Consider the following 23614-nt stretch of genomic DNA (forward strand, 5'->3'; position numbering starts at 1 on the left):
CAAATTCAATTAGGTCATTGTAGACGCTCTCAGGTCTGAAACCATAAATTCTCACATTTAATTTATTTTTCACCTTTATTGAGGTACCCTTTGCAGCCCAATTAACCCGCTTGAATTTCATCTGTTTGATGTTATCGGATTTTATTACTTGTTGATATATAGGTAATTTAAATAAGAGTAAACGATATGTCAAGGAATCCTTTTTTAAAACAAGTTCAAATTTTATTAAAATCGCTACCAAGATAAAGATAGTTATACATATCTGCATGATCCACAGTTCTTTCATGTTGAAGCTTATCATAATGAATTGAAACAGCATCAATAAAAACAAAAAAATCAATGGTTTTCTATGTTTTCGGCTGTGATATATCATCTAGGCATCATCCAAAAAAAATCAGTCAAAATCATAGAAGAGAAAAAGAGTATGATAAATATTAATTGACTTATCGTGAAAATATAATCTCTTCTATTCTCAGCAAATTTCCATTCCATATAAGCACGAGCTCCTTCCAGTACTACAACAAACACGATCATAACAAACCAAATTTCTAGATACCACTTAACATTTCTAAAATCTACACTTACCTTATACGTGTACGATAGCAGTAATAAAAACATAAAAGTAATACGAATCGCCCAATCGATGATCTTATGTTGTTTATTTATGTGATTATAAGAAAATAATTTCTTTTTCTCTACTTTTAGCCAGTGCCGCATAACATTATTATACATATATAACAATATTCCGAAACTGACAAGAACGAAGCCCGCTTTCCACAGCAATTCTGAATCAATATAGAACAAAGGATCACCTCTTCTCATCATTTATCAAATTTAATTTTTTCCATACACTAGCGTCTTATTTCTCTCGCTTTAAACTAACAAATATTAGAAATGAGATAAGGACAAAGAATACTACACCAACACCCAGCAAAAGATTCAACACTAAAAACGCCTCCTGAAGTATAAAAAAGAAATCGCATAACGTCCGACTAGCAAACGTTATGCGATTCTTAGAACCCATAAAGGCTTTCATTTAGATTGCTATGGTGCGCTAATCATTTAAGATGTAGTGTTAGTTTTGTTGATTTTCTGTAAGCTCCGTATTTTCAGTAGCAGATGCTAACCCTTCCTTAATCTTCGCTTCATTCTTTGAAGCTACTTTATCTAGCATCCCTTTTAAATCGACACCTGAGACGTCCTGCAGTGTTTCAGGTAACTGACTCATTAATTTTGTTACATAACTACTCATGCGCGTTGCTCCGTCACCATCGCCATTTCCTGTATCCACAACAGTTACTTTATCAATCGCACGAACTGGATCTGCAATTTTACCAGCAAACTCTGGTAACATCTTAATGATCATCTCAAGGATAGCCGCTTCTCCGTATTTCTCCATTGCTTCCGCAATTTTTTCTTTTGCTGCCGCTTCAGCTAGACCTTTTTGACGAATGGCATCTGCTTCTGCCTCACCATCTAAGCGAATCTGAGCCGCCTCTGCCTCAGCTTGTTTGACACGCGTTACTTTATCCCCTTCTGCTTTTTGTTCTGTTGCATAACGCTCTGCTTCTGCTTTTTTAGAAATTTCCGCTTCATATTGCTTTTGTTTACGCAGAACTTCCTTTTCATCAATTTCAATTTGCTTATTCTTTTCTACCAGTTGAATTTGCATTTCTTCTTCTTTTACCTGTTGCTCAGATTTTGCCCCTTGGAGCTTATAGGCCATGTCGGCTTCCGCTTTAGCTGTATCTTGCTCACGCTTATATGTGGCAACTTTTAATTCTTTCTCCTTGGTTGACTCTGCAATTTGCGTTTCACTTAATAACTCAGCGCCCTTTCCTTCACGTTCTGCTTCTGCCTTTTTAATTCTGGAATCACGCATCGCATTAGCTTCAGCAATTTGGGCATCTCTTTTTACTTCTGCAATCCGCGGTTTACCTAATGCTTCTAAATAGCCATTTTCATCCTGGACATCTTTTATGGTAAACGATACAATTTGAAGCCCCATTTTCTTCAAATCAACTGCAGCTTGTGTTTGGACTTCTTGTGCAAATCGTTCACGATTTTTATATATTTCTTCTACAGTCATCGTGCCTAATATGGCTCTTAAATGGCCTTCTAAAACCTCTTGTGCTTCTTTTCGCAGCTCAGAGTTATCCTTCCCTAAAAATTGTTCACCTGCAGTAGCAATTCCTTCTGTAGTACTTTGCACCTTAATGATAGCCGTACCATCAGCCATGACAGGCACACCATTTTCGGTATAAACATTCGGTGTAGAAATATCTAAGCTGTGAGATCTTAAGCTAATGTTCTCTTTTTGTTGAAAAATAGGTAGTATAAATGCCCCGCCACCTCGCACAATTTTTATCCCGGAGCCATCATCTACCTTATGTACATTTTTACTTCCTAAAAAACTACCCGTTACGATCATAGCGTCATCTGCACCAACCGTTTTATAGCGAGCTGCAAATAAAATAGCAAATGCTAGAATAACAGCTACAATCACACCAACCACAATTAAAATATCCATGTGTACCCTCCTCCAAAATTATAAGTCGATTAATTCAGAAACATACAGAAGCTGATCTTTAACCTCTACCACTACAACTCTTGTTCCTTGTTTAATTTCCTTTTGATCAAAGCTAAGAGCTGTCTCATTGCGACTTCCATTTGTGGAACTAATAAAAACTTCTCCCATCCCATTAGCAGGAATGGTGGTAATTACCTCTCCAACCTTTCCTTCTAGATCATTTACTGAAATAGAAGTAGAAGATTCTGCATTAGACATCGGAATAACTAGAAAAAAATAAATCAAAACATATGCGCCAATACCAAATAATACACTAATTAACAATACATAAATTGTATTTAAAGATGTGTATTTTGTTAGTATGACACCAGCACCACCTACGACCGACAACGTTCCAAATAATAATAACGGATTCAATAATTCCCCGATACCATCAAATATACTGTCTAATAATCCATCTAACACATTTCCAAGAAGTAAAGAAATAATTGCAAACCCAAGACTCCCCCACAGTAACCACCAATAAATATCAACTATTCCAATATAAGCTCACTCCCTTCTTAAATGGTCTCTCATGATGTATACGTAAGAAATAGATAAAAAGTTCCCAAATTTATGTATTAAGTGATAATTACTTCCTAATTTAGCTATGTTCTCCTATATACAAACTTAAATTCAAAAAATGTTTAGAAAAAAATAGAGAGAGAAAAAGTAATGAACTTTTCCTCTCTCTATTTAATATTTTTAATTAGGTTACAACTTCTAAGACATGTTTTTATGATGGAAAGGGCATTTACCCTCGATAGGTTTGATGTCATCTCCGATAAAGGATTGTTTCCATTCATTATGATCCGGATCCCCAAAATGACTGATATCTGGATGCTTAGGTAAGCCATCCCACTTCTCAACCCTAGCCCTTACCTTTTCCCGGGACATAATACCGCCCTTTTCCGTTCCTTCTAAACCTTGGAAAATAGCACGTGGTTGGAAACCTAAGATCAAGCTATTTCCTAAATCTCTTGTTTTCCTCTGCTTATATGCAGGGGCATTTCCGAATGCAAAGATAGGTTCACCAGCAAAATGAAAATCCCATAAATGATGTTCCGGGTCCTTCGGCGCTTGTTCCGGCCAATCAAATCGATCATGCTCATGGAGATATTGCAAGATCTCCCAAAAGTAGGAACGATAATACTCAATTGATTTCTCTGTGCTTTCTGGTTCCACAAAAATGAAAAGGCCATGTCTTATTTTATTTTCTTCTGTAAATAAACTTAAAAAACTTTCCACTGCATCAGGTAAATGCGCCCAATTATCCTGTGTTATATAGGAGTAGCGAAGTTCTCCCCTCCGTTGACCAGTTCTTCCAAAAAAACAAGGAAAAGTCGGATCTGTAACAATTTCACTAAACGTTTTATATTCATCTATAAGCCAGTTTGGCAATACTTCGGACTGTTCAAAATCATCCTTAGTAAGTAAATAGGGACTATTTTTTATTAACATCTTGCATCTCCTTCTATCTTTGTTTCATCAATATAATCATAAATTGACGTTAACTTCCAATTCCCGAACCCCATAGATTGTAAACTATTTTCACCTATACTTCCCTACTGATATATTTATCCTATCCATAAAAAAGAACCAAGTTCTGCAAATAATTCACAGAACTTGATCCCATATATCTTTACTTATTTTAAAGTTATTTTTATTTCACTGCTCCATCTGTTACACCTTTAATAATATGTTTTTGTGCAAAGAAGTAAACGATGATAACAGGAACAATCGCAATCGTTAGTCCCGCTAACGCTAAGTGCCATTGCTTGGTATATTGTCCAAAGAAAAAGAACATTTTAAGCGGGATTGTCGCTGTTTCTTGACTCAGAACAAGTGATGGTAGTAAATAATCATTCCAGATCCAGATAACATTTAAAATCATTACCGTGACAGAAATTGGCTTTAGCATCGGAAACACAATTCTCCAAAATATCTGCCATTTATTTGCACCATCGATGGTGGCAGCTTCATCTAAGGAAACTGGTATGCTAGCCATTGCACCGTGGTACAAGAAAATAGAAAGACTAGAACCAAAACCTAGATACATAAAAATTAACCCTGCTGGATTTAACATCTCTACTTGACCGAATAATGAAATAAGTGGAATCATTACCGATTGAAATGGGATCAACATCGCAGCAACAAACACCATAAAAATACCTGAGCTTAATTTACTTTTATTCCTCGCTAAAGCATAGCCAGCCATTGAGGAAAAAATAATGATAAGCGCTAAACTCCCTACAGAAATAAAGAGAGAGTAGAAAAAGGAGCGAATAAAATCCAGATCAATAAAGGCTTGCTTGAAGTTCTCAAATGTTCCTTCTTCTGGCAGACCCAAAATATCAGAAAAGATTCCCTTTTTTGTTTTAAAGGCATTTACAACCATAAGATAGAATGGTGTTAACCATAAGATAGCAAGAATAAGACCAGAAATCTCGATGAGTAATTTATTACGTTTTTTATTCTGCATTATAGGTCAACCTCCCGCTTCTTATTATAATAGACTTGCGTTAAAGCAACCGCCGCTACTAAAATAAAAAAGATAACAGCTTTCGATTGAGCATAGGCCATTTCATAATCACTAAATGCTGTATTATAAATTTCCATTGCAAGCATCTGTGTAGAACCAAATGGTCCTCCATTCGTAAGCGCTAAGTTTTGATCGTACAGTTTAAACGCATTCGAAAGTGTTAAAAATAAACTAATAGTAAAAGCTGGCGCAACTAATGGAAACTTCACCTTCCAAAAACGTTGAAAAGCACTTGCTCCATCAATTTCTGCAGCCTCTAACAATTCTTGTGGAACACTTTGTAAATAAGCGATGTAAATAATCATAATATAGCCAGCGTATTGCCATACATTTAAAATAACTAATCCCCAGAAGCCTGTCTCCGTGGTAGACAACCAGCCCTGTAAAGCCTCAATGCCTAAGGCATCACCAATAGCTGAAAATGCACTTACAAAGATAAACTGCCAAATGAATCCTAGAATCAATCCACCGATTAAATTAGGCATAAAAAAGACAGTTCTTAATAGATTGTTAGATTTAATTTTTTGCGTCACCATTAATGCGAGACTAAGACCAAGTATATTCACTAGGATAATAGACACTACAGCAAATAATACAGTGAACACAATAGCATCAAGAAACTCAGCATCCTGAAATACTTCTACATAATTTGCTAAGCCAATAAATTTAGATGCGGTTAGACCATTCCAATCTGTAAAGGAATATATAAAACCGTAAATAAACGGAAAAAAGACGACTAAGGTAAGCGCAAGTAAAGCAGGCGCTAAAAATAGCCAAAATGATAGATTCCTGTTATTCATTTAAAAGCACCTCCATCTTCTGTTGTTTTCCTGTTGAATTAAATGCAGCCAACAAAACAAAATAAGAATTTTTGTTGGCTGCAACGTTTAATTTATTGTCGTGATTTTTCCCATTCTGATTCTGCAGTATCTAGAACTTCTTGCCATTCTATGTCATCTACTAAATAGCGTTGCATATTGGCACCCATCACATCTTCATTCCATCCAACCGGATTAGCCATAAATGTCCATCCAATTGTTTTTCCTTCAGATGCATAATTGTATACTGCTTGAGATAATGGATCAGCGATTTTATCAGCATCGTATCCTTCATATGCAGGAATAAATTTAAATTCATTTAATACAAATTCTTTACCCGCATCTGATGTATACATCCAGTCTAAGAAATCTTTAGCTGCTTGCTGTTGTTCTTCAGAACTGTTTTTATTTACTACCCAGTACTGTGGAACACCTACTGGTAAAGAATCACTTTTCTCTCCTTCAAACGGCATAGGAATCATGCCAATATTATCTTGAGCAAATTCCGCATCCATTTGTTCTACTGTTGGATAGATCCAATTTCCTTGTTGAATCATTGCTACTTTTCCAAGTGAAAAGAGTTGCTCTACTTGCATGGAATAATCCAAACTCAAAACTGGTTGGACAGAATATTGATTTTGTAAATCTAGCATTCTCTTCATTTGGTCCCCATATTCAAAATCGATACTTGGTGCTTCATATGCGGTCATAATGTCACTATTAAATTCTGGTGCAATGTAATGGTTAGCTAAATGATTTCCCATTACCCATAACTCTTTTGCTGGTAAAGCCATTGCTGCATCTAGTCCTAATTCTTCCTTTTGACTATCAATAGTAGCTAACGCTTCTTCTAAATCTTCGAAGGTTGTTAATTCTTCAGGGTTAATGCCTGCTTGCTCTAAAATTTCTTTGTTATAAATTAATCCATATCCTTCTTGTGCGAATGGTAGGCCCCATACTTTTCCATCTTCTTCAATTCCATTTAATGTTCCATCTAAAGCTAAAGAAGCCGCTTCTGTATCTGATACATCTGCTAAGTATTCTTCATATTCTTCAACATCGGTAGGTCCACCAATATTGAAAATAACTGGCTCATTACCAGATGCCATTTGTGATTTCAAGGAAGCGGCGTAGTCATTTCCTCCACCAACGGTTTGCACGCTCATGTTAACATCGGGATTTTCCTCTTCATACATTGCAATAATTTCCTCGAATTGTTCCTTAAACTCTACCTTAAACTGAAAAATATCTACTGCTACTTCTTCTTGTGAGCCTCCTGCGTTTTCTGTTCCACTTGTTTCTTCTGTATCATCTGAATCTCCACAAGCAACCATCAACATCACTGCTAACAGAGCAAAGACTAAAAAGAGTTTTGATTTCATTTTTCCATGTAACATTTACATTCCTCCACTAATTGTATTTTGCGAAATCGTTTGCGCTTTGAATTAAAAAAATATACTGCCATAACAAAGTACAGACAATTTCAATAATCCCTATAAATTACAAGACTATAACCTTATCTCATTCACACATAAGAGAAATCGTTTGCATGAATTGATTAAATGTTACCACATATATTCTAATTGAACAAGTCCTAATTAGAAAAATAAAAGCGTTACCATTGCTTATTTATCAATGGTTAATAAATTGATTATGCAAGCGCCAATCTAGCTTGGTTTATTTTAGACAAACGTTTGCATAAAATTTAATGACGATTTGTCTTCTCTCTTTTGCTACATTAAAGCTAAGTAAAAGCTTACGCATGATCGATTAATGTTTAATTAACATACTTGTTTAATAAATCTCCATAAAAAAACTGCATCACAATTATTAGCCCTTAAACCTAATAATTACGATACAGTTTATGCTCTCATGCTTTTACTAGAACAAAGAAACTATTTATTTTTATGCTTTGGATGCTTGTACTTCTTTTCTGATTGAGAAGTACTTTGACTATTCTTTTTATCTTTCAAATTTTTCTCTTCTATCTTTAAATCTTCTAATGGAATATCATCGACAAGTTGTTCTTCTTTAAATTTATGAAGCTCTGTCCGGTCTTCATCAAACGTACTCTTACGTTCGTTATCAACTACTTGCTTCTTCTTTAAATCTTCGTGATTTTGATTATCTTTACTCACAAGCTTCACCACCTTAAATGGATTGTGTTATCAATATTCCTGTTTCGAGAAATATTAAACATTATCCATGAAGATGACTTTAATTAGATACTACGTTTATCGTGATATATCTGGCTTAAGGTAATGGACTTACATGAGTTAGTACACTAACAACCAACAAAATAACAAGGATTAAAAGAATATCCCCTTTCAAAAGATGTTGTTGCGCTTTTTGATTTGTTTTCTTATATGCTTTTCGCATAAAATAGCCAATAAGAGCAATTATAATGAATACCACTATTTTTAATAGTAATACTTGTCCCCATAAGCTACTCCAAAGTAAGGTGATGTCTGGTAGAAAGAAAACCGTCATAACACTCCCCGAAATAGCTAATGTGATCATACTAATCAAGGCATAAGTTGAAAAGATAGGAATAAAACTTTTGATGAATACCTCATTTGATTTCCAAAATAAAAGTAGAATGACTATACCCGATATCCATATTGCTGCCGCTCCGAGATGAATAATATCTAAAGATATATTTAAAATAACTGGTTTCATTGCATTTGCATGACCTGAAATGGCTTCTGTAAAAAGCAAAAGTACAATCCAGATGGCATCGATAAATGTTGAACGATGCAGAATGAAAAAACTAAGAATGGATAAACCAATTAAACTCATCCACGCTCTACCTATTGTGGTTTCAACTAATAACGTGGTTATACTCGTCATATCTGTTAATAAACTATTAGACTGTAGATATCCAGAAATCACAACACTTATTAGTAGCATCACCTTTAAGTACATAGACGATTTTCTATAAACCTTTTCAGTAGATGACTTACTAATATTCGTAAAAAATGACCAGAATACCAAGCCTGATATGGTCAGTAAACTAAAATAATAGAGCGCTCGAATCAAATAGGCAGGGACATCGATGTGATTCTCGGTGGCTTCATCTAATTCTGACTCATTATTAAGCTTCTCTTCCCTCTCTTTCTCTTTTGAGATAGCTTCATTTTTATTATCTTTATTTTCCTTTTCTGGCACACTTTCATTAACTATCTCGGATGCTTCACTATCCTCTTCTTTCAATGCTGCTTGCTCATCTACGCGTAAAGAAAAAGAATAAGTGTCCTCGATAACATGTCCATCAGCTCCTATTACTTTATAACTTAGCGAATAATCTCCGCTGTCGAGGTCGGTTAGTTCTCTGTATATGGTTTGCTGATTATCTTCAATCTTTGTAGCTTCGTCAAAAACTACTTCCTTACCTTCGTCCTGATATAGCTTTATCTCATACAAGCTTGAATCCAAGGTTCCACTAAAAGTTAGTGTAACTGTTTCTGGTGCCTTGACTAATTCACTGTTCGGCGCAGGGTTAGCTTCTAGAAGCGAGGTATGTGCAGAGACGAGCGTTGGAAAGAGGATAACTAGCATCAGGAATAAAGGAATTAATAAGTATTTTTTCATATGTTTTTTGTATAGACAGCAATTTGATAAATTATGCCTCTACACAGCCCCTCCTTAAATTTGTGCTTCTTTAATATAATAAACGTTAAAATCGCAGATTTGGATCACTTCAACAAAAAACTGACCAAGAAAATAATCTTGATCAGTTTTTTTATTCTTATATCCTTTGTTATTATAAACAATTCCAAACAATAAGTTAAGCTAATTCTTCTTGTACTCTTTTTTCTTCGGCTTTTTGTATATCCGTTTTCCATAACTGAGAAATTTCTTCCAATGATTTATTTTTGGTTTCTGGAACGATTGTCATAACGAAAATAAAGCAGATCACATTAATAACAGCAAACATCCAAAAAGTGAATGCACTACCCATATTATTAATCAATACTGGTGTAAATTGACCAATTGCCCAATTCGCTCCCCATAAGAAGATCGTAGCAATTCCAACCGCTTTTGCACGAAGGTGATTTGGGAAAATTTCTGGAATCATAATCCACGGAATTGGACCCATGGATACGCAGAAGGATGCTGTAAATCCAGCAATCATAATAATTAACAGAATACCTGCATTTGCTGGTTCGAAATAAAATACACTTCCAATTAATAGCATAAATACAGCCATTAAGCTTGAACCAATCGCCATTAATTTCTTCCGACCAAGTTTATCTATTAATAAAATAGCAACGATCGTAAATACTACTTGTACACTACCAATAATACTTGTCGCTAAAAATTCGGTATTATTTTCAAAGCCTACACTTCTGAAGATGTCTGGACCATAATAAGTCACGGCATTCATACCAATTACTTGGTTGAATAATGCTAGGAAAACACCTACACCCATTGCCATTCTTAAACCAGGCTTTAATAGTTGTTTCACAGACGTATTTTCTTCCACTTTGATTGATGCTTTAATTTCTTTCTCTTCTTTTTTTGCAATAGCTTCTCCATTAATACGCTTTAAAATTTGATAGGCTGCTTGATCTTGTCCTTTTTGAAATAAATATCTCGGACTTTCCGGAATGAAGAATAACAACACTAAGAAAATAATACCTGGAATCGTTCCATAACCAAGCATCCATCTCCAACCAAATTCAAGACCCCATTCATAGGTACCGCTATTTGCGACAAAATAATTTATATAAAAGGTGGCACTAATACCTAAAATAGTAAATAACTGATACATCGAGCCTAACCTTCCCCGAATTGCTGGAGGTGCACATTCACTAATATAGGTCACCGATAAGGCTGAAGCAAAACCAATACCTAGTCCTCCAAGAATTCTTGCCAGTACTAGTGTTGTAACATTAATCGCAAAGGCTGATCCCAATGCAGAGATGATGAAAAACACTGCAGAAACCATTAATAATTTTTTTCGACCAAAACGATCACTTAAAAAGCCAGAAAGAGCTACCCCTGTAACACCACCTATCATTACACAGGAGATAACCCACCCTTCCATAGCTGGACTCAAATCATAAATCTCTTGTAGGTATCCAATTGCTCCTGATATAACTGCTGTATCAAACCCATATAATAAACCTGCCATTCCTGCCGCTCCGGCAATTAAGATAACATACCATGCTGAGTGTTTCTTTTCCATTATTATCCCCCATTAATTTGATTTTTTTAAGTTCCTATTCTTTATCCATCATGATGAAGTGAGAATGCTCTGTTTACACATAAACGAGTCATTATTAATTCGCTTTCATTATTGGATAAAGCGTGTTTAACCGTTCGTTCTGTCAAATTTACCATGGATATTTACTTCTAAAATGCCAATCATCTTCACTTTTTTGTTAATAGCTAGATTTTTTTGCACAACAAACACAGTTATACAATTTCAAGGAGGGATAGTTCATAACTCTTCATCCAAATGATTAATTTGGGTGGATTAATTGAATTAATGATTACAAATGTTACTGGATATGATGTCGCATTATTAAATGATAAATGTGTAGATATACATTCACGACTCAAGCACAAAAAGCAGTACTAAGGGAGAGATTACTTGGAGGACCCAGCTAATTTGCAAACTGAAGGAAGAATATGTCTTAACAAAAGATTTAGAAGTCAATAAGAAGAATTAGCTTCTGAAGGCTATCTAGCTACTGATGGCCAAGAGCCGCTTACGGATACCGCAAGACCTTTTTTCTCATCTTTGATAAAGCAGTAAAAACCAACTTTTAGAAAAGAATTACTAAACTAAGTTATTGAGAGTTCCACAAGAAAAGAATTAAATGTCCATACGATAAAAACAATTGAAGAACCGAGTCAAGATATTGACAAAACGGAATGTACATCTGCTTCTATTGGTTATTTTCAAATAAATAATGGAAAATGTTTAAGTGATACAGGAGAACGAGTGGTTAATCCCCTTACCACCCATTAATTAGATTAGTTAACTTACTTCTACTATTTATATTGGTTTTAAGGAAAATTGATTTCAAGTGATCTTGCACGGTATAAGGTGAAATCGATAATTGATCTGCAATTTCATTGGTCGTATCGCCTTTAATTATGTAGCGAATAATTTCAGATTCCTTAGCTGTCCATTGATAACATTTAATTAAATAAGAAAACCAATCTCCATTTGTAATCGGACCTTTTTTTATGACTATTACCATTTCGTCTTCATGATCCGTTAATAATGCTGCCTCTAGCGCATATAATTCTCCTTCACTATCAATCATAATTGTATTGCTATGATTCTTTCGGTTCTTAAGCACCTGGAAGAAAATAGCTCGAATCGATCGAGGTATTTGATCTATCAATAGGTCCTCTTGTTTAGAAAGCTGATGAAGCCAACTTTTTGCTTGTTGATTTTGGTAAAGAATCGTAAAAGAACTGGACATAATTAACATGGGTTGAATTGTAAAAGGTTTGGCCTTATTCGTTACACGGAGGACATGTTTTCTAATAATACTAGCAATTTCTTTTACTTGTTTCCTAATTTTGTTCACATCATTACTATTAAAAGCTAGATCTCTTCTATATAAACTAGCAAAACCATAACATTGTCCACCTGTTACAAATGCCATTCTCATTTCACTCTTGAAACCTGCTGGAAAGAGGATTTCTTGTAGTCTTTTGCTTTTTTCGCTATTCGTTGAATGACTTAATACCTTTATTGGAATCGATGAACTAGCTAGTTCATATTGAGAATGAATATCCTGATCTAAATATTCATTCACGAATAATTGTGGATGTATTTTTTCAATTACTTCATCTGTTAAAGCCCCAGTGGTCAATAAATTATTAGGATCAACTGTCCGAATGCAGGAAGCATCAAAAGAACAAATAGTGTACAACTTCTGACGAATTCTTTTCCTTATTGCATTAGCCTCATTCATATATACCCCCCTTATCTCTGGGATAGTTTCAGTCCCTTATTACTATTATAATTGAGAATGATTATTGATTATACCATAAAATGAGTTTTTTAAAATGTTTTCATTAAATGACGGATGGCAAAGCAAGAAAGTTCTCCGGTATCCAAAAACCATTCATCGTAAAGTACCTGGTTATCAAACGACGTACCAACTCACAGCAAAATTATTGAAAGGAAAATTACCCCATCATGAGCGTAACGTATTACTAATAGGAGCTGTTGGTGGAGAGGAGCTTTTAAATATATTGGCTATAATCCCCGATACCAAACTTACGGCATTAGATCCATCTGAAAAAATGTCAATTTGGGTCCAAGCATTGCATTGTTCGAGTTGAGGCATTTCACAAAAATGGGCATGCTTCTCTCACTTTCAAAAGTGAAGAAGAAACTTCTGTAACAGCAAACATGACAACTAGTGTTGCTCTTGCCTTAGTAGATACCAAGTTCGACTAAAAAATCCAGCACATTGAAGAAGCATTTTCTATCTCACAGGATGAGAATAACGTCCATTTACAAGTCATCAAGAATTAAAAACTATGTCATAAGTACTTCAAAATTGATGGCTTTTAATCACACCCTTCGCTCTCAAAGCTTCTTATGGAGCATACTTTTACCTTGGGAAACTTGCTTAGCTCTCTATTCTATGATTATAGAAGCGGTTTGTTGGCAATCGGTACTTTATACATTTTTGAAACTATCACTTGGGTAAAGTCTCGCAACAATTGGAGGAATTGTTCCCTGTTGCGCAAGTGGCAAAATCACAAAGCTCGCTTCCGTGACCATGTTACTTGTACAACTCATACAGACCATTCCACCAATTTCTTGGATATTACTAGAAATTCTTTGGTTTAGCAGGAATGGGGGTGCTCAAATATCGGTTGTGTTTTTGGCTCTATTTCCAATTTTTTTAATCTTATCAAGCCATTCGTGCTGTTTTTAAAGAATTTCTTGAAGTTGCGCAAGTATTTTAACTTAACATATTTAGAAGGCTACGACTCATATATATACCTGCAATGAAACCATACTGGATCTCTGCCATTCACATCACGATAGGAATGGGGTGGAAAGCAATCGTCATGTCGGAAGTAATTAGCAGGAAAACAGGAATAGGGGCAAAATATGAAAACAGCTAGAATTTATGTGCAAACAGATCATCTTAGTGCATGGACAATTATTGTCACTAACTTAAGTATTTTTATGGAATTCGTAATAAAGCTTAGTATCACACCTTATGCAAAGAGGAGGCCGAAATGGATAAAAAAATCGTTCCCACTAATAAAGAAAACCGGCTAATGGAACTTGATGTAATAAGAGGAATCGCCTTGTTTGGCATTTTAGTCGTTAACATAAATTACTTTTCTACCCCAGCCCTATATGCTGATATGTTTAATATGAACGCAAAAATTAGCTTTATGGAACAGTGGATGAAATGGATGGTGATTTTCTTTTTTGAATTTAAATTTGTCAGTTTATTTTCATTATTATTTGGCATTAGTTTTGCTTTATTTTTATCTAGATTAGAAAAACGCGGCATCCGTTCGAGGACTCTATTTAAAAGAAGATTAGTCTTCTTACTTATCATTGGATTGATTCATCTTTTTTTCTTCTGGTATGGTGACATATTGACGATATATGCATTATTAGGATTTCTATTGCTTTTGTTTGTTGAGACGAAACCAAAAACACAACTAAAATGGATTATCTCTTTACCTATCCTGCCTATACTAATGCTTACTTCGATAATTATGTTCGGAGATAATATTTCTTCTACCTTTACTCATCAGATGGAAAATATATACCATAATGCGATGCATTCCTACGCAGACGGAACAGCAATAGAAATATTTCAACAACGATTTGTAGATATCAAATACATCTATCAAGGTTATATTCTTATGATCCCGGTTATATTCTCCATGTTCTTATTAGGTATGTATACATGGAAAAAAGGATACATCACACATGCAAGTAACTATAAAGAAGAGCTTAAGAAAGTACAAAGATACAGTGCTTGGATCGGCATTCCATTTGCTTTTTTAGCAGTTTTTTCAGATACGAAAATAGAAAGTGTAGCTTCCCCATTCTATTTTATACAATATATAAGCCATGTAGGTAGCGGGCCCATTTTAGCGATATTTTATATGTCTAGTTTAATCCTTTTACTTCAAAAAGAGGAGTGGCGTAAACGGTTTTTCTTTTTACAGCCAGTTGGCCGCATGGCACTCACTAACTATGTGATGCAAACGATCATTTGTATCTTTATTTTTTATAGTTTTGGTGGAGGTCTTTTTGGTCGAATTAATGTAATTGAAGGATTTGGAATTGCGCTTTTGATATTTTTGCTGCAAATATTAGGTAGTCAGATTTGGTTAAATCATTATGGAATGGGCCCCTTGGAAACGATTTGGAGAATGTACACGTACAAGAAATAGCAGTTTATACGTTTAAGGAAAACTAAAACAACGATCTGTTAAGATCGTTGTTTTAGATATCTATTTCTGTATTCACTTGGACTGCTGCCTATTTCTCTCTTAAACACTCGACTAAAGTAATTGGGATCTCTGTAGCCTATATTTAAAGCTATTTCTTTTAACGGCATATGCCCTTCTAAAAGGAGTGATTTTGCTTTCTCCATTCGAACACGCGTAAGATAGTCAATAAAAGTCTCTTGGAAATGCTCTTTAAAAAGCTTGCTTAAATAATAGGAACTCAATCCTACCTCATCTGCGACTTCCTCCAGTGTGACAGCATCACTATAATGAATCTCTATATACTCCTTGGCATGTAAAAGCATGCCTCGCACCCCTTTAGAGCGCCATTCATCTACTTGTTTAATAATCATTACTAAATGTGATTTAGCTGCTTCTTTTATCTGTATCGATGTTTCAAAGTGATCAAAATTCATTTGAACGTCTTGGCTATATCCTAATTCTTTCATCGCTCTAGCTAATACGATAAATAGATTTTCCATTTCCTTTTTTATCACTTGCACATGATAATTCGCAGTTTTTTGAACCTCTTGAAAATAGGATTCAAATACTTGTAAGCTTGTTTGTTCCTCACCTTTTTGAATTGATTCGAGTAATTTCTTTTCTTTCTCAAAGGCACTAAGATCATTTCTTTTGCCTTCTAATCGAGGATTATAAGACAAATAGCTTGCCCCCGGATTATGTTGAACGAATTCTAAGGCATATACTGCTTCTTCATAAGACCTTGAGAATTGATCTAAATTGGATACACCTGTACCAATTCCCACAAACACCTGACATTGATGTAGGTCTTGTTGTATCTTTTGAACAATTCTACGGGCAAAGGCATCTCTATTCTTTATATCCATACCATCAGCAGTACATGTAATAAATACAGGAACTTGAAATGCAGTTAGCGGCCCTACAATGCTAGAATAATCCGAGCCCAGAGCCTCTAAAGCATTTTTCAATATCTTGTACCATTTACTTTTAGCTTCTCGTGTAGGGTTCGCCTCAAAAGATTTAAAGAAAAATACAGCTGCAAAACCTGTTCCTGTTTCAAGGTCTATCCAATTCTTCCATTCATCTGTACTAAATTCATGAACATGGTCCATCAGTAGCGAAACAATGAACTCCTTTTCCACTAATGAACTCGCTCTTTCTAATCGATGCACTCTTTCTCGTGTTTCTTGCACTTTTAATTTTTCAGACTCCACCTCATTGGCCATTCGATCATATGCTTCTAATATTTCAGATACTTTACTGGGCTTTAGCAAGTATTCCTTTACACCAAAACGCATCGCTTTTTTTGCATATTGAAAGGTATCAAAGGCAGATACCATAATACATTTAACATCTGGAAGGACAGCTAAAATTTCTTCAATAGCAGTTAAGCCATCAAACTCTGGCATTTTTATATCCATAAAAATAATATCTGGCTTTGCTTTTAAAGCAAAATCTACAGCTTCTTTACCATTTTGAGCTTCTGCTACAATCTCCACATCACTTCGATTTCGACTTAAAATCATACGAATCCCTGTCCGCTCTAAAGCCTCATCGTCCACGAGCATTATCTTCATAGCAATGGCACTCCTTTTCTTCCTTATTTTTTGGGTAATTGAATACTCACTTTTGTTCCTTTTCCAAGCTCTGATTGAACCTGAAACTGACTATTTTGATCGAACAATTCTAATCTATCCATCACATTCCGCATACCAATACCTGTAGAATGACCCACTCTCTTGTTCTCCTGTGCTGACTCTTCCACTTTTGTTTTGGCACCTAATAAGTGATTTATCGTTTCTTTATCCATGCCAACCCCATTATCCCAAATATCAATATTTATCATGTCATGTTGCTGGTAAATATGAAGGGTGATTTCGGCACCTTGAGCAATTTCTTCAATGCCGTGCATGAATGCATTTTCCATTATTGGTTGTAGCGTGAGACAGGGAATAGGTGTATCTAGGCACGCTTCATCAATATTTTGATGAAAAGCTACTCTATCTCCAAACCGCGTTTTTTGAATAAAGAAATATTCTCGAACAATCTCCACTTCATCTTTTAAAACAGTTTCTCGATCTAAAACGCCAATATTGTAGCGTAATAATGCGGAAACAGACGAAATCAAATCAGTCGTTTTTTCCGCACCTTCTATATACGACATTTTTGAGATCGTATTTAAAGTATTAAACAGAAAATGTGGATTTATTTGATTTTGTAAGCTTTTGAGTTCCATTTCCTTTAACAAATGTGATAAGCGAGCTTTTTCTTCCATTTCATTAACCGATTGAAGAATATTTCGTTTCATCTGATTGAAGGTTTCCGTTAATATTTTCAACTCATCTTTTCCAGATACAACGACATCATCTCCTGTATAATTGCCAGCAGATATTTCTTTAGCTGCACCTGTTAAACGATCAATGGTTCTCGTGAGTCCATTGGAAAACCAAATCGCAAAGGTGACACTACCTATAATGATCGCTAAAAATATGGCTGTTCCCATATTTTTTGTACTTTCCATTTTTTGATCCTCTAAAGCAAGCACATTTTGATAGTCCGTTAATTCTTGGTTAATTAATTCAAGTGTCATCTCATGAATATAATTAGCAGTATTATCTGCTTCATTTAAATAATAGGAATACTGTTCGATCTCTTCTTCGCCCACCCAGGCAGCTGTTTTATCTGTTAATTCTAGAAAACTAGACAGCATAGATAGGAAATTTTTCTCCTCTACCCCTATGACTTCCATCTTCTCATACTCAGCTTGGAGGTCGATCAATTTCTGTTTATCCTCTGAATAAAATACTAGGTTATCATCGCTTGGTTCATGCACATATATCTGTAAGGATTGAAAAGTTTGATCTGTCACCTTTGTGATTTCATTTAATAGAAAATATTGCGAAGAGCTTTCATCATGTAACTCCATTACTTGTCTAGCACTCTCTTCCCTTACAAAAAACAAAAGAACTACCAAAAGAAGTACCGCAACAAAATAAATAAGTAATTTTGTACGAATTTTAATCATAGCGGTTACCTTCTTCTATACCGGGTTCATCTAGATCTTCTTTTTTTACTACCTTGGCGTCCGTATGATAGACATCTTCTACCTGATTTCCCTTCATGATCTCTAGCATCAATTCAATGCTACGATGCCCCATTTCAAAAGGCTTTTGCTCAATCAAAACATCTAGTTTTTCTTGCTCTAATAATTTAATATTTTCTGGAAGAGTATCAAATGTCATCATATAGACATCATCCATCCCTAAAGAATCGGCTGCAGCAGTCATGCCAATTCCATCTAAAGAACTTGTGCCGTATAAAGCCGTTATATCAGGATATTCTGTTAACATTTGATATGCTTTTTCTTCTGCTATTACCCGTGTAATATTAGATTCTTCAATTGCAACAATCTCAATTCCCGCTTCTTTTTCTACAATATCTTTAAAGCCCTCTACCCGAAGCTGATGATGAGAATTACTAAAGCTACCCGTAACAATACCAACAGTAGCTTCTCCTCCTGTATCTTCAACTAAGGCGCGACCCGCTAACTGTCCAGCTACATAGTTATCAGTTCCAATATAAGTTGAACGCATACTGTCTGGAGCGTCCGTATCAATTGTAATAACAGGGATCCCTTTTTCCATTGCTTTGTCTATCATTGGTAAAAAGTCATCATTTAATGCTTGAACAATAATCCCATCCACCTTCGACTTTATAGCGATGTCGAATAACTTTAATTGTTCTTCAGGGTTCGACCTTCTTGGTCCCACATACTCAACCCATACATCGTAATTCTGTTCCGTTTTTTTCGCCCCTTCACCAACAAGTCGCCAGTAATCATGATCCATTTCCTCTCCAATTAAGGTAAAATGATAGCTCGGAAGCTCTTCATCTACAGTGGTAGCTTCTGATACCTGGTTCGTTAATTTCTGGGTTTGATAATAAAAATATATCGAGAAACCTGCCACTATAATAAAACAGGAAATCAAGACACTATATAGTAGTTTTCTGTTTTTCATCATTTATTTCCCTACCTTTTGAATAATAAGCATAGAAATAATGATAGCATATTCATAACTTTCAAGGGAACTGGAATGCCATGCCTTGGTATTTCAAAAGGTTTTGTTTACAAACAAAAAACCTCCATAGATCATTACTCTAAAGAGGCTTCTTAAAATGAGTGGTATAACGTTTATTTGTGCATTTTCTTTTTCTTAAGGTTATCTTAATTAAATGCCTTCTGTAACTGTCTATCTAATACTAAGTTTCCAAATGGAATAAAAGCAACTGCAATAGCGCCAAAAAGCCATTTAAAGGACCACCTAATTCGATACGTTGTATAAAGCGTTATTAATACATACGTAATAAATAGTCCTCCATGGATCGAACCTACTATTGTTACTGCTTCATGTATGCCTCCCATATACTTCAAAGGCATTGCCAAAAAGAGTAGTATAATTAATGAAGCTCCTTCTAAAAGACCCATAACTCTAAATCTTCCTAAATCCGTTTTAAGCAAAAAACTTCACCCCCGTGAATAACCCGATTATATTTTATGAGACTATTTCTATCATCATTTGTTTATGTACTTAATCGTAATCTAAGTATAAAAATAATACAATGTTTACTAGTATGCGATATATCCCTTATATCCTTTTAAAATAATTAAATTTCTTTTATTACCAAGGCTTTTTACTAATTAATAGAATTTAAAATACATTTTCTGTATTAAATTATTTAATCTTCTGTATTCGTTTTCATTGACTTAAACTTATTTTATCTAATATACTTAAAGGACCTAAATCTTTAATAAGGAGTGAGTATGTGGATATACAGATTAGAAAATGTACGCTCGACGATTTACCTCTTTTACAAACAATAGCAACAGAAACCTATAATGAAACCTATAGTCATCTAAATACCCCAGAGAATATGAACGACTATTTAGAGAACGCCTTCAATTCTACTCAACTGAAGAAAGAGCTATCTAATGAATCCTCTACTTTTCTATTTTTGTATACAAATGAAGTTCTCGCAGGCTACTTAAAAGTAAACGAAGGAGAAGCACAAACCTTCGAAGTTGGTGAGAACGCATTAGAAATTGAACGTATTTATGTGAAAGAAAAATTTCATGATAGAGGTTTAGGTAAAACATTGCTTAAAAAGGGATTTGAAATTGCCAAAGAAAAAGACAAGAGTGAATTATGGCTAGGTGTTTGGCAAAAGAATACGAATGCTGTTGCCTTTCATAAAAGCATGGGCTTTGAAGTTAAAGGCGAATATTCCTTTTTCATCGGGGATGAAGAAGAAACGAATTATATTATGGTAAAATCACTAAAATAATAGCAAGTTCCTTTGGATTAGCTTGTAGAGAAATGAAGTGTATTTTTCTCTACACGCTTTTTTAATTTCTAGATTATTTTAGTAGATTTTGTTGTTTATATTTTTAATCTTCATGATTGGTACGCATTATTTTGTGATGGTTTCATACAGGATAAAAGTAATATAAAGGATATCAGAAGCATAATCAACGCTCCCATTATAATCGCAAGCTGAATAGAAGCAAATTGGGCAAATATACCGATTAATACTGTTGTAATAATAATTAAAATGGCTTCGAGGATGCCGTAAAGACTACTCACTCTCCCCATAATTTCAACAGGTATATTATTCTGATAAAATGTGAAAAAAGCGGTATTTGCAATTGCGAGAAATAAAGCTAAACTGAAAAAGCCCACAGCAGCCATCATAAAGGTTTGTGAAAAGGTATAAATAATATAGCCAAAAGATACTAATACCGATCCTAGACCCATTAGTATAGAGACTGATATCTTTTTTACAAAAATGGCATTAATACACGCCCCTATAACTATCCCTGCTCCGGCGATACTCACCAAAAAACCATAATTACTATCAGATAAATTCAGTACTTCCTTCGCAAAAGCAGCCTCCAAAGAATCTACAGCGGCAGTCATCACAATAACTAAGTTAAATAAGAAATAAATGATAATAATATATGAATGATCACGACTAAAAGAAATCACGGTTTGAAAGTCTTTCTTTAAAAGCCTTATGGTTAACTTTTCCCCCATTTTATTAATGACTTCATGCTTCTCTACATTTGGCATGATAAGTGTAATGACTCCAGATAAAAACATAGCAACACTATTAAACATAATCGCATACTCTGGTGAACCCATGATAAAAAATAATCCTGCGATTGCCGGTCCTATAAGAAAAGCTCCGGAATCAATTAAACTTCTTAAAGAATTAAATCTTTTTCTTTGATCATAGGGGATTAACTTTGTAACATAAGCCATTAAAGCAGGCGTATACATAGCTCCCGCTACATTTATGAAAAAGACTGTTATATACATGATCCAAATGGAATCTTTCATTAACCACGGTACAGAAAAGATACAGATGGCACGAGAAATATCAATTATAAACATCAGTGTTCTTTTATTGAATCTGTCAGTAATACTCCCTGCCCAAAAGTTCGTGAATATTGCAGCTAGTGGGATTAGAATATATAATGCAGCAACTGCTAGTGCGGAACCAGTTGATTCAAATACGATTAAATTTAAAGCTAACAAATAAACCCATGCTCCAATATTAGATACACCAATTCCCAACAGTAAGATAACAGGGTACTTCCATTTTTCCTTTAAGACTTTTAACTTCACGTTTCATCACTCCCTATCATTATTAACAAATAAAAAGACCTCACCTCCAAGACAATTGTCTTGGAGACGAGATCTTTTTGATCGTGGTGCCACTCCATTTTATTAATAAGTTACCCTATTAACCTTATTAGGTATCGTATCTATTATTTCATACCTTCTGCTCTTAACGGGCGCTCCCGTTACATCATCACCGCAATAGGATCCTATGTAATGCTTAGAGGCTTGGTTCAATAAAAAACTTCCTACTCCTTCTCATCTCACGGAGCTCTCTGTGAAGAAGCTTTAAATCTACTCTTCTCATCCTAGCATTTAATTATTTTTAATATTGTATCATTACATGCAAACTTTTTATATGTTTTTCCATTTTATTTTTATCGAACATTTCCGCACTGTGTATAACCATTAAGAAGTTTTTATTATTTTACATAAGTAAACAAGGTTTTATCAAGTTCACTTCCGCTTCATCACAAAAATTTCATGCGCTAACATTGCTAAGATAGTTTCTTTAAATTAAATTTTCCTTCTACTATATTTTCACGAAAAAGTTTGAGCAATATAATTAAAAGATTATATATTTTTCTCATTGCCATAAAACATCCGTCATTAATGGTATTTTATGGTTTTTTTGATATAATTATATGTATCATTTTTAAAAGAAGTTAGTTTGATGTAGTTATTGCATGGTTCAACTCATCAAAAATAGTTATAACAGTAATATTGTATGTATTTAGTGTGTTAGTACTAGGTTATTAATGCATCTAGACAGTAAGTAATTTCTGTTAAGGGCCATTCAATAAAATAAGGGTATAGATGTTGTTTTTGGAATTAATGACAGGAGTGAGCACATTGGAGCAAACTTATTATGAAAAGAAAGAAGCTGGAGAAGCAGCGGTCGATTTAATTCACAATAAAATGGTTATAGGTTTAGGTACTGGATCAACCGTGTACCATACTATTAATAAACTAGGGGAAAAAATGAAAGATGAAAAATTAGATGTAACATGCGTGTCCACCTCTAGTAATACTACGGAATTTGCTAAACAACTAGGAATAAAATTGGTAGCACTGAATGATGTTCAAGATATTGACCTTACAATTGACGGAGCAGATGAAATTGATGGTGATTTTAGAGCAATTAAGGGTGGTGGTGGAGCATTATTGTTTGAAAAGATTGTAGCAAGTAGCTCCCGAAAGGTAGCTATTATAGTCGACTCAACAAAGTATGTAGATACAATAGGAGCGTATCCCTTACCTGTAGAGGTCCTTCCATTTGGATATAAATATGTTTTCGAAAGGATGGTGAGAGAAGGTTTTCAACCAAATCTTAGAAAAATGGGGAACGATCCCTTCATTACAGATAGCGGGAATTTTATATTAGATATTAACGTAAGTAATATCATTGATAAAGTAGACACAATTAATCTTGAAAAGTATATAAATAATATCCCAGGTGTTATTGAAAATGGTTTGTTTACTAATATTGTTGATGTTATCTATATTGGAAAAAAAGATGGTGTAGAGGTGAAAAATAGGGAGAAAGGAGATTGAT

21 protein-coding genes are annotated in these 23614 nt (G+C 34.6%); 4 read left to right on the top strand and 17 right to left on the bottom strand.

Going from position 1 to position 23614, the window contains the following annotated elements:
- Positions 1 to 369: 369 nt before the first annotated feature.
- The 11 genes from DFR57_RS06505 to DFR57_RS06555 form a co-directional block, all read right to left on the bottom strand.
- Positions 370 to 804, bottom strand: a complete 435-nt coding sequence (locus DFR57_RS06505; protein WP_170132925.1) for a DUF4181 domain-containing protein — start codon at positions 802 to 804, stop codon at positions 370 to 372.
- A gap of 271 nt (positions 805 to 1075) precedes the next feature.
- Positions 1076 to 2530 (bottom strand): flotillin lipid rafts scaffold protein FloT, encoded by a 1455-nt coding sequence (locus DFR57_RS06510; RefSeq protein ID WP_114352330.1) that lies wholly within the window; start codon positions 2528 to 2530, stop codon positions 1076 to 1078.
- 18 nt (positions 2531 to 2548) lie between these two features.
- Complete coding sequence (locus DFR57_RS06515) at positions 2549 to 3073, bottom strand: NfeD family protein (protein WP_114352331.1); 525 nt, start codon at positions 3071 to 3073, stop codon at positions 2549 to 2551.
- 219 nt (positions 3074 to 3292) lie between these two features.
- Entirely contained in the window at positions 3293 to 4030 is a 738-nt protein-coding gene (locus tag DFR57_RS06520; RefSeq protein WP_114352332.1) for a YqcI/YcgG family protein, read from the bottom strand.
- Between the two features lie 202 nt (positions 4031 to 4232).
- Complete coding sequence (locus tag DFR57_RS06525; RefSeq protein WP_114352333.1) at positions 4233 to 5051, bottom strand: carbohydrate ABC transporter permease; 819 nt, start codon at positions 5049 to 5051, stop codon at positions 4233 to 4235.
- On the bottom strand, positions 5051 to 5911 hold the full coding sequence (locus DFR57_RS06530) for a carbohydrate ABC transporter permease (RefSeq protein WP_114352334.1): 861 nt from the start codon (positions 5909 to 5911) through the stop codon (positions 5051 to 5053). Before DFR57_RS06530 ends, DFR57_RS06525 begins: the two co-directional genes overlap by 1 nt.
- Positions 5912 to 6003: 92 nt before the next feature.
- Positions 6004 to 7326, bottom strand: coding sequence for an ABC transporter substrate-binding protein (locus DFR57_RS06535; protein ID WP_114352335.1), 1323 nt, complete (start codon positions 7324 to 7326; stop codon positions 6004 to 6006).
- Positions 7327 to 7824: 498 nt separating this feature from the next.
- Positions 7825 to 8067 (bottom strand): hypothetical protein, encoded by a 243-nt coding sequence (locus DFR57_RS06540; RefSeq protein WP_114352336.1) that lies wholly within the window; start codon positions 8065 to 8067, stop codon positions 7825 to 7827.
- Between the two features lie 115 nt (positions 8068 to 8182).
- The gene (locus tag DFR57_RS06545) at positions 8183 to 9520 is read right to left on the bottom strand and encodes a copper resistance CopC/CopD family protein (RefSeq protein WP_114352337.1); all 1338 of its coding nucleotides are present in this window, start codon (positions 9518 to 9520) and stop codon (positions 8183 to 8185) included.
- Positions 9521 to 9716: 196 nt separating this feature from the next.
- Positions 9717 to 11120, bottom strand: coding sequence for a sugar porter family MFS transporter (locus DFR57_RS06550; RefSeq protein ID WP_114352338.1), 1404 nt, complete (start codon positions 11118 to 11120; stop codon positions 9717 to 9719).
- Positions 11121 to 11895: 775 nt separating this feature from the next.
- A complete protein-coding gene (locus DFR57_RS06555) occupies positions 11896 to 12870 on the bottom strand; it encodes a helix-turn-helix transcriptional regulator (RefSeq protein WP_114352339.1) in 975 nt (324 codons plus the stop codon).
- 94 nt (positions 12871 to 12964) lie between these two features.
- Here DFR57_RS06555 and DFR57_RS06560 point away from each other — a divergent pair, with 94 nt between their 5' ends.
- A complete protein-coding gene (locus tag DFR57_RS06560; protein WP_114352340.1) occupies positions 12965 to 13243 on the top strand; it encodes a hypothetical protein in 279 nt (92 codons plus the stop codon).
- Positions 13244 to 13586: 343 nt separating this feature from the next.
- On the opposite strand, the gene DFR57_RS18565 is transcribed toward DFR57_RS06560, so the two are convergent.
- Complete coding sequence (locus tag DFR57_RS18565) at positions 13587 to 13709, bottom strand: hypothetical protein (RefSeq protein WP_281270475.1); 123 nt, start codon at positions 13707 to 13709, stop codon at positions 13587 to 13589.
- Positions 13710 to 14158: 449 nt separating this feature from the next.
- On the opposite strand from DFR57_RS18565, the gene DFR57_RS06565 reads away from it, so the two are divergent.
- Complete coding sequence (locus tag DFR57_RS06565; RefSeq protein ID WP_114352341.1) at positions 14159 to 15340, top strand: DUF418 domain-containing protein; 1182 nt, start codon at positions 14159 to 14161, stop codon at positions 15338 to 15340.
- A gap of 38 nt (positions 15341 to 15378) precedes the next feature.
- Here the strand turns inward: DFR57_RS06565 and DFR57_RS06570 are convergent, their stop codons facing one another.
- The 4 genes from DFR57_RS06570 to DFR57_RS06585 all read right to left on the bottom strand — a co-directional run bounded on the left by DFR57_RS06570 (position 15379) and on the right by DFR57_RS06585 (position 19898).
- Positions 15379 to 16956, bottom strand: a complete 1578-nt coding sequence (locus tag DFR57_RS06570) for a helix-turn-helix domain-containing protein (protein WP_114352342.1) — start codon at positions 16954 to 16956, stop codon at positions 15379 to 15381.
- 23 nt (positions 16957 to 16979) lie between these two features.
- Complete coding sequence (locus DFR57_RS06575) at positions 16980 to 18404, bottom strand: sensor histidine kinase (protein WP_114352343.1); 1425 nt, start codon at positions 18402 to 18404, stop codon at positions 16980 to 16982.
- Positions 18397 to 19401, bottom strand: a complete 1005-nt coding sequence (locus DFR57_RS06580; protein ID WP_245937408.1) for a sugar-binding protein — start codon at positions 19399 to 19401, stop codon at positions 18397 to 18399. Before DFR57_RS06580 ends, DFR57_RS06575 begins: the two co-directional genes overlap by 8 nt.
- Before the next feature lie 203 nt (positions 19402 to 19604).
- Positions 19605 to 19898, bottom strand: coding sequence for a DUF3817 domain-containing protein (locus DFR57_RS06585; RefSeq protein ID WP_114352344.1), 294 nt, complete (start codon positions 19896 to 19898; stop codon positions 19605 to 19607).
- Between the two features lie 305 nt (positions 19899 to 20203).
- Between DFR57_RS06585 and DFR57_RS06590 the strand changes: the two genes are divergently transcribed.
- The gene (locus DFR57_RS06590) at positions 20204 to 20722 is read left to right on the top strand and encodes a GNAT family N-acetyltransferase (RefSeq protein ID WP_114352345.1); all 519 of its coding nucleotides are present in this window, start codon (positions 20204 to 20206) and stop codon (positions 20720 to 20722) included.
- Between the two features lie 110 nt (positions 20723 to 20832).
- Here the strand turns inward: DFR57_RS06590 and DFR57_RS06595 are convergent, their stop codons facing one another.
- Complete coding sequence (locus DFR57_RS06595) at positions 20833 to 22065, bottom strand: MFS transporter (protein ID WP_114352346.1); 1233 nt, start codon at positions 22063 to 22065, stop codon at positions 20833 to 20835.
- An 846-nt stretch (positions 22066 to 22911) separates the two neighbouring features.
- Between DFR57_RS06595 and rpiA the strand changes: the two genes are divergently transcribed.
- Entirely contained in the window at positions 22912 to 23613 is a 702-nt protein-coding gene (gene rpiA, locus DFR57_RS06600; protein ID WP_245937409.1) for a ribose-5-phosphate isomerase RpiA, read from the top strand.
- The last annotated feature ends 1 nt before the right edge of the window (position 23614 follow it).

It is taken from the genome of Saliterribacillus persicus, assembly GCF_003337485.1.
In the GTDB taxonomy this organism is placed as follows: domain Bacteria; phylum Bacillota; class Bacilli; order Bacillales; family Amphibacillaceae; genus Saliterribacillus; species Saliterribacillus persicus.